Origin of the sequence: Enterobacter sp. LM3 (assembly GCF_046622475.1) — a bacterium.
In the GTDB taxonomy this organism is placed as follows: domain Bacteria; phylum Pseudomonadota; class Gammaproteobacteria; order Enterobacterales; family Enterobacteriaceae; genus Enterobacter; species Enterobacter cloacae_P.
This window is the reverse complement of the sequence record NZ_JBJURN010000001.1, coordinates 287,117-301,765: the sequence shown is the minus strand read 5'-3', so window position 1 is coordinate 301,765 and position 14,649 is coordinate 287,117. Positions and strand designations below refer to the sequence as shown.

The 14,649-nt window shown below is 50.8% G+C and carries 14 protein-coding genes and 1 pseudogene; 3 read left to right on the top strand and 12 right to left on the bottom strand.

What is annotated here, in order from left to right; translation table 11 throughout:
- Positions 1-13 precede the first annotated feature (13 nt).
- The 3 genes from ACJ9N4_RS01380 to ACJ9N4_RS01370 all read right to left on the bottom strand — a co-directional run bounded on the left by ACJ9N4_RS01380 (position 14) and on the right by ACJ9N4_RS01370 (position 3,868).
- Positions 14-2,557, bottom strand: coding sequence for a fimbria/pilus outer membrane usher protein (locus ACJ9N4_RS01380; protein ID WP_411500201.1), 2,544 nt, complete (start codon positions 2,555-2,557; stop codon positions 14-16).
- A 31-nt stretch (positions 2,558-2,588) separates the two neighbouring features.
- Positions 2,589-3,263: a molecular chaperone gene (locus ACJ9N4_RS01375; RefSeq protein ID WP_182274216.1), complete on the bottom strand. Its 675-nt coding sequence runs from the start codon at positions 3,261-3,263 to the stop codon at positions 2,589-2,591.
- A 68-nt stretch (positions 3,264-3,331) separates the two neighbouring features.
- Complete coding sequence (locus ACJ9N4_RS01370; protein ID WP_182274217.1) at positions 3,332-3,868, bottom strand: fimbrial protein; 537 nt, start codon at positions 3,866-3,868, stop codon at positions 3,332-3,334.
- A 248-nt stretch (positions 3,869-4,116) separates the two neighbouring features.
- Here ACJ9N4_RS01370 and ybiB point away from each other — a divergent pair, with 248 nt between their 5' ends.
- Positions 4,117-5,079 (top strand): DNA-binding protein YbiB, encoded by a 963-nt coding sequence (gene ybiB / locus ACJ9N4_RS01365; RefSeq protein WP_182919651.1) that lies wholly within the window; start codon positions 4,117-4,119, stop codon positions 5,077-5,079.
- A 116-nt stretch (positions 5,080-5,195) separates the two neighbouring features.
- Here ybiB and ybiJ read toward each other — a convergent pair whose 3' ends face one another.
- From ybiJ to mcbA, 3 genes are all read right to left on the bottom strand, one after another.
- On the bottom strand, positions 5,196-5,456 hold the full coding sequence (gene ybiJ, locus ACJ9N4_RS01360) for a DUF1471 family protein YbiJ (protein ID WP_182274219.1): 261 nt from the start codon (positions 5,454-5,456) through the stop codon (positions 5,196-5,198).
- A 282-nt stretch (positions 5,457-5,738) separates the two neighbouring features.
- A complete protein-coding gene (locus ACJ9N4_RS01355; protein ID WP_411500200.1) occupies positions 5,739-6,005 on the bottom strand; it encodes a DksA/TraR family C4-type zinc finger protein in 267 nt (88 codons plus the stop codon).
- A gap of 107 nt (positions 6,006-6,112) precedes the next feature.
- On the bottom strand, positions 6,113-6,379 hold the full coding sequence (gene mcbA / locus ACJ9N4_RS01350) for a DUF1471 family periplasmic protein McbA (RefSeq protein ID WP_182274221.1): 267 nt from the start codon (positions 6,377-6,379) through the stop codon (positions 6,113-6,115).
- Between the two features lie 242 nt (positions 6,380-6,621).
- On the opposite strand from mcbA, the gene rlmF reads away from it, so the two are divergent.
- On the top strand, positions 6,622-7,533 hold the full coding sequence (rlmF, locus tag ACJ9N4_RS01345; RefSeq protein ID WP_182274222.1) for a 23S rRNA (adenine(1618)-N(6))-methyltransferase RlmF: 912 nt from the start codon (positions 6,622-6,624) through the stop codon (positions 7,531-7,533).
- Positions 7,534-7,679: 146 nt separating this feature from the next.
- Here the strand turns inward: rlmF and glnQ are convergent, their stop codons facing one another.
- The 5 genes and pseudogenes from glnQ to rhtA form a co-directional block, all read right to left on the bottom strand.
- Positions 7,680-8,402, bottom strand: coding sequence for a glutamine ABC transporter ATP-binding protein GlnQ (glnQ, locus tag ACJ9N4_RS01340; protein ID WP_014069454.1), 723 nt, complete (start codon positions 8,400-8,402; stop codon positions 7,680-7,682).
- A complete protein-coding gene (gene glnP / locus ACJ9N4_RS01335; protein WP_182274223.1) occupies positions 8,399-9,058 on the bottom strand; it encodes a glutamine ABC transporter permease GlnP in 660 nt (219 codons plus the stop codon). Before glnP ends, glnQ begins: the two co-directional genes overlap by 4 nt.
- Positions 9,059-9,144: 86 nt before the next feature.
- A complete protein-coding gene (gene glnH / locus ACJ9N4_RS01330; protein ID WP_182274224.1) occupies positions 9,145-9,888 on the bottom strand; it encodes a glutamine ABC transporter substrate-binding protein GlnH in 744 nt (247 codons plus the stop codon).
- A 361-nt stretch (positions 9,889-10,249) separates the two neighbouring features.
- Positions 10,250-10,752: pseudogene (gene dps, locus ACJ9N4_RS01325) on the bottom strand (DNA starvation/stationary phase protection protein Dps).
- Positions 10,753-11,052: 300 nt separating this feature from the next.
- Entirely contained in the window at positions 11,053-11,940 is an 888-nt protein-coding gene (gene rhtA / locus ACJ9N4_RS01320) for a threonine/homoserine exporter RhtA (RefSeq protein ID WP_182919654.1), read from the bottom strand.
- A 354-nt stretch (positions 11,941-12,294) separates the two neighbouring features.
- Between rhtA and ompX the strand changes: the two genes are divergently transcribed.
- Complete coding sequence (gene ompX, locus ACJ9N4_RS01315; RefSeq protein ID WP_182274227.1) at positions 12,295-12,813, top strand: outer membrane protein OmpX; 519 nt, start codon at positions 12,295-12,297, stop codon at positions 12,811-12,813.
- A gap of 131 nt (positions 12,814-12,944) precedes the next feature.
- On the opposite strand, the gene ACJ9N4_RS01310 is transcribed toward ompX, so the two are convergent.
- Entirely contained in the window at positions 12,945-14,528 is a 1,584-nt protein-coding gene (locus tag ACJ9N4_RS01310) for a phosphoethanolamine transferase (RefSeq protein ID WP_182919655.1), read from the bottom strand.
- Between the last annotated feature and the right edge of the window lie 121 nt (positions 14,529-14,649).

Below are 14,649 nucleotides of genomic sequence, written 5' to 3'. Positions count from 1 at the left end.
CCTGAACGGTGGATCACTGACACTGCGCGGCAGCATTAATGATGCTGGTTTTATCTTTCTCATCCGTTAGCGCGTATTCAGCGACGCAATGCTCGCTGGCACCTTGTCCCCAGTTAACGGAGAGTTTTCCGTGCTGAGGTAAACCGGAGAGGTAAGTCTGGCCGTCGTTGCCAACAATAAACTCGCTGTCCTTATCGTCGGTGGTGACCGTTGCGCCAAAGGGCAGCGGTTTACCGTTTTGCGTCAACGTCATCAGTACCCGACGCCCCACGCGAGTGTTGAAGCTGGCCCGCACCACGGCACCGCGTGTTGGGGTAACAATCTGCGCGGCGTGGGTCACGTCGGCATCGTCTGGTAGCGTTTCAGTATCCAGCGCAATGGTGTTATGACGATAGGCTGTGACAAATGGCACGACGGTATAGCCACGGAAATCGGTCTCGACGCCCGTCTGGTTGGTGATATGGGTACCATGTGTACCGGGTGCTTTCACCAGGGCGATGGTTTCCCCAAGCGGCTGGCTTAGCGTGATACCGTTGGCATGTGCCACAACGCCACCCTGCAGACCCATGTTGACGGTACGCTGATATTTATCCTGACTGATGCCACCACTCACTTCGCCATAGGTGGCCTTATAGTCGGCATTCATGCTGGTGGAGCTACCGCTGCCGGTTGTGCTCAGCCCTTCCTGAATATTCCAGTTAAGATTGTCTTCCTGCAGGGCCGTGCCATTCAGGCCAATGTTCTGCGTGGTACCCTCTTTGGTGTTGTTCAGGTTGTACGTCGCCCAGGTGTTGTGCATCCAGTGATCCAGCGGTACGGAGACACTCAGGGAAAGCTGGTTGTCGTTGGTGACGGACTCCCCATCTTCATCGCTGTCGTTAGTATTCTTGTTCATGCTGTAGCTCAGGCTGTAGCTCACGCCGTGCCAGCTGTTGTTGTAGCTGACGCTCATGGAGGTCATGTCCTGGCTCTGGCTCCAGTAGGTCTCTTTGACCAGGCTTAGCGTCACCGATCCCCAGCCTTCACCAAGCGTCTGGTCGATGGTGGCCTCTGTGCGCGCGCGACGCTGCTGGGGGGCAGACCAGTCGTCTGAGCGGGTGTACGACTCCATCGTGTCTTCCAGGGTATAGAAACCTTTGCTGTTATAGCGATAGCCCGCCAGAGAGAAGTTGGTGCCAGACCCTGCGAAATCTTTGCTGTAACGTACGCGCCAGGACTGACCTTTACTGGCCTGCTGCTTTTTCAGCAAGGCTTTTGCACGCGTAACGTCGATTGAAAAAGCGCCAAGATCGCCCATGTTTTTACCGGCACCGATGGCCTGCGACTGGTAATGGCTGCTCTGCTGCACGCCGCCATAGGCCGTAAAACCGTAGGGTAAACCATAGATAGCGCTGCCCTGGGCGAACGGAGTTTTCTCTACGTCGCTGTCGTACGAGCGATAACGACCGGCAGTGACGCTATAGCGCAGGTTATGTTCACGTTGCAGCACCGGTACGGAGGCGTAGGGCACCACGAAATGGCTTTCGCTACCGTCGGTTTCTTTCACCGTCACCTGAAGGTCGCCGCTGCTGCCGGTTGGGTAGAGATCGTTAATTTCAAATGCCCCGGGAGCCACGGTATTTTGATAAATGATGTAACCGTTCTGACGCACCATCACCAGCGCATTACTGTGTGCGGTACCGCGAATAATCGGCGCGTAGCCTTTCTCGCTGTCCGGGAGCATGTCGCTGTCGGAATTAAGCTGTACGCCGGTGTAGGGTACGCTGTCAAAAACGTCAGCCGGAGAAGAGCTTTGCCCGACCGTCAAACTGCTTTTCATCGCCGCAATATCGCGCTGGGCGTAGGTATAAACGGACGAGAACTTTTGCTCTTCTTCTTTACCCGTGGTGCTGCGGTTCCATGTCGAGTAATTTCTCAGCCGCCATGCGCCAATGTTAAGGCCAGGCCGGAGATTCACATACTGGCTGCTGGTATCTTCCTCACCCTGCTGACGCGCATGGCTTTGGCTTGCTGTCGCACTGTAATTGAGCAGTCCGGCAGTGATCCCTTCATCGAACTCTTTTGGGTCAATATAGCCACGTGGAACTTTACCCAGTGCGATTTGTGGAATGCTAAGCAGTAACTGCTGGTTACGAACATGAAAGGTGGCGGACGCCCCTGGGATCGCGTTTAAGTCTGCGCACTGGCCATTGGCGATTAACCGGGGGTACTTTTTGATTTTAATTCCGAGACTTTTTAACTCATCCGAAGTAAAGCAAGGCTGGAGTGAATTATTTCCGCTACTGTCCTTTCGTAATCTAAATGTGACATTGCGCGTGTCAATTTTATTATTATTGATAAAGACCGAAACCTGATATTTCCCTGGTGCTTGTCCCGGGCCTTTCTCATAAACAGACAGATCGGTCCTGGTCTGTTGAGGATTGTCAATATCCAGTAATGCCGGGTTAAAATAATCATCAGCCTGGACTTGCGATGCAAAGATAGCCATTGCCAGCACCCACAACAGGAGCAGCAATGAGAATATCTGGCAAGTGCAAGGCTTGTTATTGCTATACATGATTATTTAACATTACCGGCTTACAGAGTGATTAATGGAGTGATGTAGACCAGGTGTGGCTGATGCTGCCGTAATCGGTAATAATTGACCATGCGACGGTATTCCCACCCATATTCGCTGGAAGGGGAAAATGTGTTTCTGTCTTCGGGACGGCCCAGGTTGCTTTTTTCACTTTTTGTCCATTCAGCGTGACGCTCTGGAAGTTCATATAAAAAGGCGTTGGGTTATTGACCACCAGATCATTGCCTTCGCGATGCCATTCCAGTTTATCTGCCACATCTTCCGGCTTACCCTGAATCGAGGAGGGGCGATACAACAATTTAATGCGGGTGTTGATGGCGATTTGCAGGGTATTCATCCCTTCAACATGTTTTGAAGAGGGAATGGCTTTGATATTTAACCAGTACAGCGACTCGCGATCTTCCGGTAAATTCCCACCTGTACGCACAACGCGCAAAACATTATCTTCTTTTGCATCCAGACGAAACAGAGGCGGAGTAATCAGAAAGGGGGCTTTGGCCCGGTTTTTACCACCAGAATCAACCCAGGACTGCACCAGATAATCCGTTGTATCTGGGTTTGAAAGACCAAGAGATGATTCCTTTTTATCTCCCTGGTAAACCAGCCGTGTGCCATTGATAATGACACCTGCATGTGCAGTGGCTGCGACCAGTAAAAGAGTACTCAGTAAATAACCGTGACGCATAAATATTTCTCAAAAAAAATAAGAGATATCAGCCCCTGAACAGCGCTAATATCTCTGAATTGATAATATCAGTTATAAATGACGGTGAAGGTTGAAACAGAGTTAGCCGGGCCAGCAGTCACTGCAGCCTGAGTCTGAATATAACGCGCACCGAACTCCAGATTATTGACAGTCGTACCTGACGCTAACGGATATTGCTGGGAAGGTGTATATAAACTCACTGGCTGCTCTGCTGAATCAACCAACTGAATAGCAACACCTGTTGCCGCATCCACATCTGGCGATAATGCCAGAGTAGAATTATTGTTAGCATCTGGTGTACCACCAAAATTAATGGCAGCAGATGTCACCGTTTCCGGACAATTTGTTAACTGGATATCAAACTTCGTTAATGTGCTGGTGGAGCCTGCGCCGGTAAATACCGTTTTAGATACTTTGCCAAGCTGGACATTCAGCGGATTACTTAACCCATTAACGACCTGACATGCGGAATCAATGATTTCGCCAGTAAAGTTAATTTGACCTTCACCATTTGTTGCCGCAAATGCAGATGCAGAACATCCCACCGTTGCAGCGATAAATAACCCTAAAGCGACCTTGTTCATATTAAATCCTGGTGTATGTCGGGTGACAACGTTGCCTGGACGTTGTCACCGTTGACGCTCAATGACTTTCCGCTGGTTATTTAATCAAAAAATGCATGTCTAAGAATCTTCTGTAGAAATCACAAATAATTTAAATTCTGCTTGTGTTTGGCTTTTTCTCATCATTTCAGTGTGTTGATAAAATACTATCGGCCAGGTCTTCATCAGGGCTATATTGTTAACAAGATGATGCCGTAAGGAGAGATGTCGTGGATTACCGCAAAATTATCAAAGAGGTAGGGCGCGGAAAAAATCATGCCCGCGACCTGGACCATGAAACTGCACGTACACTGTATACCCACATGCTGAACGGTGATGTACCCGAGCTGGAGCTGGGCGGCATTCTGATTGCGCTGCGTATCAAGGGGGAAGGTGAGGCTGAAATGCGAGGCTTTTATGAGGCGATGCAGGCACAAACCCTGCGCTTAACGCCGCCTGTGGCCAAACCGATGCCGATCGTTATTCCGACCTATAACGGTGCGCGCAAGCTGGCGAACCTGACGCCGCTGTTGGCAATTTTGTTGCACAAGCTCGGGTTCCCGGTGGTGGTGCATGGCGTCAGTGAAGATCCAACCCGCGTGCTGACGGAGACCATATTTGACATGTTGGGTATCGAACCCACCCTGCATGCCGGACAGGCGCAGGCGAAGCTGGATGGACATCAACCGGTCTATATCCCTATCAAAGCGCTTTGCCCGCCGCTGGAAAAGCAGCTGGATATGCGCTGGCGTATGGGCGTGCGTAACAGTGCGCACACGCTGGCGAAACTGGTGACGCCGTTTGCTGAAGATGCCGCGCTGCGTCTTTCCAGCGTGTCACACCCTGAGTATGTGACCCGCGTCGGGAAATTTTTTGAGGATATCGGTGGCAGAGCCTTACTGATGCATGGCACGGAAGGGGAGGTGTACGCCAATCCGCTGCGTTGTCCGCAACTGATGCTTATCGATGCTGCGGGCACTCGCGCTGTGCTTGAGCGTGGGGAAGAGAATACTGACGTCATTCTGCCGCAGGTAAAAGATCCCCACTCAACTGCACAATGGATTGAGCAATGTCTTGCCGGCCATGTTCCCGTTCCGCACTCGATTAAACTGCAGATGGCTTGCTGCCTGTTGGCCACCGGGGAAGTGGAAACGGTCGAGGCTGGTATGCAGCGTGTAGAACGCGCGTTTTAGGCAAAAAAAAAAGCCCGTCCAGTGGCGGACGGGCAAGCAAGGGTAACAAACAGGGTCAATGAGGGTTGGAGCATCTCACCAGAGGGTTCGGTGAGGGTGGAGCATAATGCGTTCGGTTATTTATAGATAACCGCGGTACCGCTCAGCTTGTTGCCGTTGTTTGCGGAAGTGATGGTATAACCACTTGCACCCGCAGCCGCGGCTTTCTCAGCCAGTTTGGCTTCCAGACCGTCCAGCGTGGTTGCGCCTTCTGCACTCACCACACCGATTTTATTCATGCTCTGCGCCTGGGCAGAAGAGACAGGCTCTGCAGCGAATACGCCAAAAGAAAGAGCAGACAGGGCAACAGCAGCAACAGCATATTTGATGGTTTTCATTGTTAATCTCTCGCAGGTTTCTGTTAGGGGACGGTGTTCCGTCGATGTGATGAGTATCACGCTTTTTTTCACCAGAGAAAATCGAAGAGAATTGACGTGGTCGGTCAAAAAAACTGAATGACAAATAACTTATTGAATATTAATAAATTCAGGAGGGTAATTTACACTTCTTGTTGCTGCACTTTACAGAGCGATGGAGAAGGGCACATTTTGCTACGTGTTCAGCTAAAAATCGTGAGCGTAAAGGAAACAACTCAGAGGGTTTACTTAGGTAAAGGAAAGTCAACGTAACTGGCTGTCCTTTGAACCTCTGTGATTATATCCCGCATATGATGAGTTTTTTGAATCTTTATCCTGTTGGCAGGCAATGCATAACCGCACGCCAGGAATGGCTTTACGGCGAGCCTCCGGGATAGGATCTCCGCATTCCTCACATTCATATAAACTTTCGCCGTGTGGTATTTCACCACGAGCGCGAGCAACTGCATCTTCAATTGTACTGTTGATTTGTTCGTTAACGGCGTCGTCATTTGCCCAACCGGAAGCCATTGCATCCTCCTGTGTAAGTCAGATGGGATTAAAAATTATACAACCGGGGAGCGAGAAAAGAGAAACTGCATCTGGCAGGCAGATGCAGTCTGATGGCAGGAAGGCGCTTATTTATAGATAGTGGCGGTACCATACATATGGTTATCCCCTCCGGCGGAGTTCACCACAAATCCTTTCGCACCCTGCTCACGTGCTTTTTCAGCCAGCTTATCCTGTAGGTCGTCAAGGTTGCTCGCATTGCTGACAGAAACCGAGCCTGCAGGTCGCAATTGACTGGTATCCGTGCTGTTTGTCAGAGACTGAACTGACCAGGCGGAGAATGATACTGTTGCAAGTGCACCAGCGATAACAACAAGGGTCAGATACTTTTTCATAATCACATCCTCAGGGGAAACAACGGGTGACTCACCTTAAGTTTAGAAGCCTGGAGAGTGTGATTTAGCGCAAAAATTTGATGATGATCTGCTTATTTTTTGAACAATAATAGTTGTCAATTTATTGACAGATCATAGACATAGAGGTTGCTGATTTATGGCGTGTTTTTGCGTATTGAACAGAGATATTTACCGCTGGGTCTGCAAAGGGTATCTTACGCCGCTGTTTAAAGGAGAATGCCATGACTTCCCAAAAGCCGGGATTGCACCCACGAAATCGCCACCGCAGCCGCTACGACATGAAGGCGCTGTGCCAAAGCTGTCCTCCGCTGCAGGACTTCATTGTGCAGACGCCTGCCGGTGAACCTTCGGTCAATTTTGCTGACCCGCTGGCGGTCAAAATGCTGAATAAAGCGCTGCTGGCGCATTTTTACGGTGTCACGCACTGGGATATTCCGGAAGGCTTTCTCTGCCCGCCCGTGCCGGGGCGTGCCGATTATATCCACCATCTTGCCGATCTCCTGGCAGAAGATCATGACGGCGTGATCCCGCAACAGGCCACCGTGCTGGATATCGGTACCGGGGCGAACCTGATTTACCCGTTGATCGGTGTCCATGAATATCACTGGCGCTTTACCGGCAGTGAAATCGGTGCAGAGGCATTTTCCAGCGCGCAGGCGATCGTTAACGCGAATGCGGGGCTAAGCCGGGCCATTCGTCTGCGCAGGCAGAAAGAGGCGAATGCCATTTTCAACGGCATTATTCACAAGAATGAACAGTACGATGCCACAATGTGCAACCCGCCATTCCATGATTCAGCGGCTGCCGCCCGCGCGGGCAGCGAGCGTAAGCGTCGCAATCTGGGTCAGGATGAAGATGCCGCGCTGAACTTCGGTGGCCAGCAGCAGGAGCTGTGGTGCGAGGGCGGTGAAGTAGCGTTTATTCTGCGCATGATTGCAGAAAGTAAACCGTTCGGCCGTCAGGTTAAATGGTTTACAACCCTGGTGTCCCGTGGCGATAACCTGCCGCCACTCTACCGTGCATTGAGCGAAGCTGGCGCGGTGAAAGTGGTGAAGAAAGAGATGGCGCAAGGCCAGAAACAGAGCCGCTTTATCGCCTGGTCGTTTATGGACGATAACAAACGTCGTAAATAATCCGCAGACCGGGGAAGGCGTCGCCACTCTCCGGCTTGTTCCCCCGGTTTACGGCGGCTGTGTGGTGAACGATACGCCAGAGAACACTCTGAAAAAAAAAGCCGGGCTCTGCATTCGCATACCCGGCTTTTTCGAACGTTGGCGTATTACGACACGTGCTGCAGGAACTCCTGCAAACGCTGACTTGGCGGGTTTGCAATCAGTTCTTGCGGATTACCGTCTTCCGCGATACGACCTTTATCAATAAAGATCAGACGGGAAGCCACCTTCTCAGCAAAGCCGATTTCGTGGGTGACGATAACCATCGTCATTCCTTCCTCTGCCAGATCCTGCATGACTTTCAGCACTTCGTGGCGCAATTCAGGGTCGAGCGCCGAGGTTGGCTCATCAAACAGCATCATTTTCGGTTTAACTGCCAGCGCACGGGCAATCGCCACACGCTGCTGTTGACCACCGGACAGCTCTGAAGGGTAGTGGTGCGCACGTTCTGCCAGGCCAACTTTGGCCAGCAGATCTTTTGCCAGCGCTTCTGCAGCCGCTTTGTTGGCACCGCGCACGCGCAGTGGGCCAAACATCACGTTTTCCAGCGCCGTGAGGTGCGGGAACAGGTAGAACTGCTGGAACACCATGCCCGCTTCCTGACGAATCAGACGGTCATCCACTTTCGGGTCATTCACCTTCAGACCATCGACGATCAGATCGCCGCTGGTTATCTCTTCCAGCTTGTTGATGCAGCGCAGCAGAGTGGACTTACCGGAGCCGGATGGCCCGATAATGACCACCACTTCACCCTGTTTGATGTTCAAATCGATATTGTGCAGCACCTGGGTTGGGCCAAAGTGCTTGGAAACGTTTTTAAATTCAATCACAGGATTTTCATCCTTCTTTCAAGACGACGCAGAACGAAGCTCAGAACCAGAGTGATGACCAGGTAGACAACGGCTACCGCACTCCAGATTTCCAGTGCACGGAAGTTGCCCGCAATAATCTCCTGGCCCTGACGGGTCAGTTCAGCAACGCCGATAACAATGAACAGCGACGTATCTTTAATACTGATGATCCATTGGTTACCCAGCGGTGGCAGCATGCGGCGCAGCGCCAGTGGCAGAATAACGTGGCGGATCGTTTCGCGACGGGACAGGCCTAATGCCAGACCAGCTTCGCTGAAACCTTTATGAATCGACAGAACGGCACCACGGGTAATTTCCGCGATGTAGGCACCGGAGTTGATCATAATAGTCACGACGGCGGCACTGAACGGGTCAATGCGCAGGTCAGTAAAGGCCATTGGCAGGGCGAAATAGATGAACATGACCTGGACGACAATAGGGGTGCCGCGGATCACTTCGATGAAAACCAGTGCGATGTGGTTTGCAATCCAGCCGCCGTAGGTGCGGGCGAAACCGGCGACAAGACCGATAATCAACCCACCAACCAGACCGAGGACCGAAATCCACAGGGTCATTTTAGCGCCTTCAAGCAAGATAGGAATGGCAGGCCAGATGGCGCTCCAGTCAAACTGCATGATAGTTTCCTGTTACTGTTACCGTGTTTCAAAAATATCAGGGGCGAAAGGTCGCCCCCGAGTGAACATTATTTTTTTAAGAATAATTATTTAGGCTCGGTACCGAACCATTTTTTGTAGATTTCGTTGTACGTGCCGTTCTCTTTCAGGGTTTTCAGCGCGCCGTTAACTTTGGTACGCAGATCGTCGCTGCCTTTCGGGAACGCAATACCGTACTGCTGTGCTTCCAGAGATTCACCTACCGCTTTGAACTTGCCGTTACCTGCTGTTTTGATGAAGTACAGGATGTTAGGGGTGTCGTGCAGAACAGCGTCAGCACGGTTGGTGCCCAGTTCCATGTAGGCGTTATCGATGTTCGGGAACTGACGCAGGTCTTTGGTTTTGATGTTAGCTTTCGCGTAATCAACGGAACCCGTGCCGCTCTTCACTGCCACCACTTTACCGTCGAGGTCTTTCACGCTTTTTACGTCATTATTATCGGCTTTCACCATCACCAGCAGGCCGCTTTTGTAGTAACCGTCGGAGAAGTCGATCGCTTTTTTGCGTTCTTCAGTAATGGTGATGCCTGCCAGTGCTACATCAACGTTTTTGGTTTGCAGTGCCGGGATGATACCGCTGAAATCCATAGGCTTCAGGGTGTAATCCAGTTTGAGCTCTTTTGCTACCGCAGCCCACAGATCCACATCAAAACCAACGTATTTATCACCCTGTTTGAATTCAAACGGAACGAACGCCGTGTCGGTCGCTACAACCAGTTTGTCGGCAGCCTGAGAAGACACCGCAAAAGCCAGGGTAAGTGCAGCCAGTGAAACTTTTAATACAGACTTCATAGCATTTCCTTTTATATCCACGGGGCGATCCCCTGCGAGAACAACAGGCACAATGAAAAAATCGTGCCAACTTTACAAGCCATTGTTTTTCAAAGGGGATGGTGTCATGCATTGCACAATAAATGTGGCAATGATGTTCTGTTGCACCAGGATGGAGCACCATTTTGGTGCGTTTCGTTTGATGCAACTGACGGGGTGCTATTTAGCGCAAATTCTGACGAAAAAACAATCTTCCATTAACGGTTGTGTGAGGTGATTATTACATTTTCTTCACTTTTGCACTGTCTCAGGAAAAAAATGCGCACCATAAATGTGCAAAACCCTCACCGGTGGCGAGGGTTTGGGAGAAAATGCTCAGGAATTACGCGATGTTAGATTCAATAAACCACAGGAATTTGTCCAGGTCGCGAGAGGCGGCAGTGAAAATGTCAGCGGTGTCTTCGTCTTTCGTTTCAGAAATGGCTTTGCGGACGTCGTTGGCGACAACCGCATAACGATCGGCCAGCTCTTTCAGGTGATCCTGAACCGTATGGATCTCCAGCGGGTAGCTTTTCAGCGGCGTTTTACTGTTGATAACCTGCGTAGTGCCCAGGGCTACGCCCCCAGCTGCACGGCACGCTCTGCCATTGTGTCAAGATGATCGGTCAGTGCTGTACGGAAGCCATCCAGCATTTCATGTACGGCAATAAAGTTTGCACCACGCATGTTCCAGTGGGCCTGTTTGGTGATCAGCGACAGGTCAATGAACTGGATCACCTGACGATTAAGCAACTCAACCGTCGCTTTTTTATCGCTATCTGATACATCGTTGCGGGTATAAAGCAGATTAGACGCTTTTGTTTTCACCAGCTTAGCGGTACTCATAATCTCATATCCTCTTGATGTTAGTGCCCCATGAATTAACGAGGTTGAGTATAGCACCGGATTTATGCAGTACAGTTTTGGTGTTGCCTATCGCTTTAATAGTAAAGCACATTGTTTTTTATTAGTGCATTGTTTTTATGGTGATTTTTTATTTTATGAGATGGTTTTTATAATTGCGTTGGTAAGTGTTGTTATCTGCAATTTTATTTCTTGGTGATGTCAAAGATGTGAGGAAATAATTCAGTGAGCGGTTCTGGACTCTATTCTGCATGGCTATTTAGCCATGCAGAATAGAGTGCGTCAGTTAATATCGACTTTTTCGACTTTGCTCTCCCGATTCAGGGTGAGCGTGGATCCCATAGATGCGGCAATAATGGAGCAGAGTGCCAGCGTCTGGGTGAATGTCAGGGTTTCTCCGAGGAAAACCATACCGGAGATGGCGGCCAGTGCAGGCTCCATGCTCATCAGTGTGCCAAATATGCGTGTCGGGAGACGCGTGAGGGCAATCATCTCCAGAGAATAGGGAAGTGCTGTTGACAGAATGGCGACAGCAAGCCCGATGGGCATGACCGACCATTGCCAGATGGATGCCGTAGCCTGCGCCATGCCGATTGGAACAAAGACGATGGCAGCAATTAATGAGCCCAGTGCGACGGTCGCCGGGCCATGCTCTTCCCCGGCGCGCTGGCCAGAAAGGATATAAACCGCCCAGCCGGCTCCTGCACCCAGTGCCAGCGCCGCACCTTTCAGATCAATGTGTGAGACATTCTGACCCAACGGTAACAGGAACCATAGCCCCAGAACGGCTAACACAACCCAGATAAAATCGACCGGACGACGAGAAGAAAAGAGCGCTACGGCCAGCGGGCCGGTAAATTCAAGCGCGACGGCGATCCCCAGAGGAATGGTCTGGATGGAGAGATAGAACATATAGTTCATTGCCCCCAGCGACAGCCCGTAAAACAGCAGAGGTAAACGCTGCTCTTTTCTGAAGCGCAATCGCCAGGGTTTGAAGATGACCACCAGAATCAGGGTCCCTAATACGATACGCAGCGCTGTGACGCCCGGCGCACCGACCAGTGGAAACAGCGATTTTGCCAGCGATGCGCCGCTTTGAATGGACAACATCGCGATGAATATTACAGCAACCGGCAACCATACTGAAGCCTTGCGGGGTGACCCTGGCATCCTTTCTCCCGTCAGTTTATGTCAAGTGGGGTAAAAGCTGCAGTGTAATGGAAATATGCCGTAACGGTTGAGGCCCCGTTGAAAAAAAACGGTGTGAGATCCGTAAAATGGTTAAGCGCGGGTGGATTTATCGTCTGTCTGATTAGGAATAATCTGGATGAATGTAACAGCACAGGCGCGCACTATTGGTGTTTTGAAGTGGAAATTCTATGTTATTTGAATGAGATAGCTAAAGCTGGAAATGTTCTGTTACAGGAAAGGTTTTGTTAGACATCACGAATCACAAAGAGTTTCACAAGAATTTTTGATATATTGAAAACTTACGGATTTACTTGAAGCACATTTGAGGTGGTTATGAAAAAAATTGCATGTCTTTCAGCACTGGCCGCAGTTCTGGCTGTTTCCGCAGGTACCGCTGTAGCTGCTACTTCTACCGTTACCGGTGGTTACGCTCAGAGCGATATGCAGGGCGTGATGAACAAAGCTAACGGTTTCAACCTGAAATACCGCTACGAGCAGGACAACAGCCCGCTGGGTGTGATCGGTTCCTTTACTTACACTGAAAAAGACCGTTTCGACGACAGCGCTTATAACAAGAGCCAGTACTACGGTATTACCGCAGGTCCTGCTTACCGTCTGAACGACTGGGCAAGCATCTACGGTGTTGTTGGTGTTGGCTACGGTAAATTCCAGCAGACCGAAAACGAAGGTGCTAACCGCACTGCAAGCACCAGCGACTACGGTTTCTCTTACGGTGCGGGTCTGCAGTTCAACCCAATCGAAAACGTTGCTCTGGACTTCTCCTATGAGCAGAGCCGTATCCGCAGCGTTGACGTTGGCACCTGGATCGCGGGCGTAGGTTACCGCTTCTAATCACTCCGGTGAGCCAATAAAAAATCCGCCCAATGTGGCGGATTTTTTTTTGCTATTTCCCCTCATCCCAGTCCTCTCCCCAAAGAGGAGAGGGGGGGCGTCCGTGCAGCCTTTTGGGCTTGTGGAAGATGTCACTTACTCTTTATATCGAATACATCCGTTCCCAGATGGGTATAGTCAACTTTCTGTAACTTGAAGTTGGTAATGTAAACTGGGGGAGCCTTCTTACCTGAGACAAACGGGTAACTATTTTTAATCTGTTCCGCAGTAATCCCCGTCCACTGCGAGAAGAATTCCAGGAAATCATTCGCGGAACGACGCGCTTTGATGATGCGGTGCGTTTTGTCATCACTCGACAGCACCATAAACGGCACCTGGAAGTTCTGCTGGAACTGGTCATCATGGGCCAGGTACTGTACCTCTTTGCCACGTTCCTTAAACGCCAGCCCGTGATCCGAGAAATAGACCAGCGAGAAACTGTTGCCAGTATTGCGGAGCTGGTCGTACAGCTTGCTGAGCAAATCATCGGTTTGCGTCATGGTATAGAGGTAGCATGAGGTCTCTCTGGATTGCACGAACTCAGCGTATTTTCCCTGCGTGCGATCGCATGCCTGCGGGTGTGAGCCCATCAGATGCAGAACAATCAACTGAGGCTGGGTATGCTGAGTGGCAAAGACCTGAGACGTCATTTTCAGCAACGCTTCATCTTTGGTGTTTTTATCGGCCTGGAAATCACCGTTTTTCAGGAACTGCACTTCATCGGCACGCTTTGCAATACTGGCGATGGCCGTATCGTATTCGCCAATTTGACCCTGGTTGGAGAACCACCATGTCTGGAAACCTGCACGGTTAGCCAGAGTGACAAAGTTATCCTGGTACTGCGGTTTACCATCGACCACGCGGTTCAGCGTCAGGCCAAGTGATTTCTGCGTCGAGCCGCTGGCCGCCACATAATCGGTAAACAGGGTGCCATTGACCGTACTCGCAAACGGCGTGTTGTCCCAGTGTCCGCCAAACGCGCCCATCGCATCGCGGCGTGCGCTTTCGCCGATCACCACGACATAGGTGTGGTACTTCGGTTTTACGGCCAGCACGTTCCAGGTGTCTTTCATTGTGGAAAGCTCGGCCATGCGTGCCTGTTCGTCGAGAACCTCTTGATTGTTGACGACGACGTCTTTTACAAAACGGAATACCGGATAGCCGGTATCTTTCAGCTTAAATACACCTCCCCAGGCAAGATTTTGCACGGGGGCGACAAAAATAGTGGCGATACTGAATACCAGACACAGGTGTTCAATTTTGCTCCATGTTTTTTTCTCTTCCGCTTTGCGGCGAACGGCAATAACGCCAAGCGCGAAGATGAACAGGGCAACCACATAGCTGTACCACGGGAAGATCGTCAGGATCTCTGTCGACTCTTCCATATTGGTCGAGTGTAGTGCCAGCAAGGTATTAAAGTTTGGCGCGCCATAGGCCTGGCCAAACGGGAAATAGAAGGCGGCGACCAGCGAACAGAGCCCGATTAACGTTTTCTGCACGCGCGGAGCGCTCCGCCACAGTAAATGCAGTATGCAGGTGAAGGCCGCGGTGTAGAGCAGGCTAAAAGGATAGCCCAGCGCAAAGTTAATCAGCAACGATTGCAGAAAGTAGAACCCCGTCCACGGGCTTAAGGCCCGGCTGCGGGTAACAAGTGTTTCTTTCAGGGTTAAATTCATAGGTCACTATCATGCATGAAAACGCCATGTGCTCACCCTGGCGTCGAGGGTCAAAACCTGCCTGACAGTGCGTGGAGAGGGAATGAGGGTCCGCTTCAGCGAGCCGCAAATTGTGCAGGGC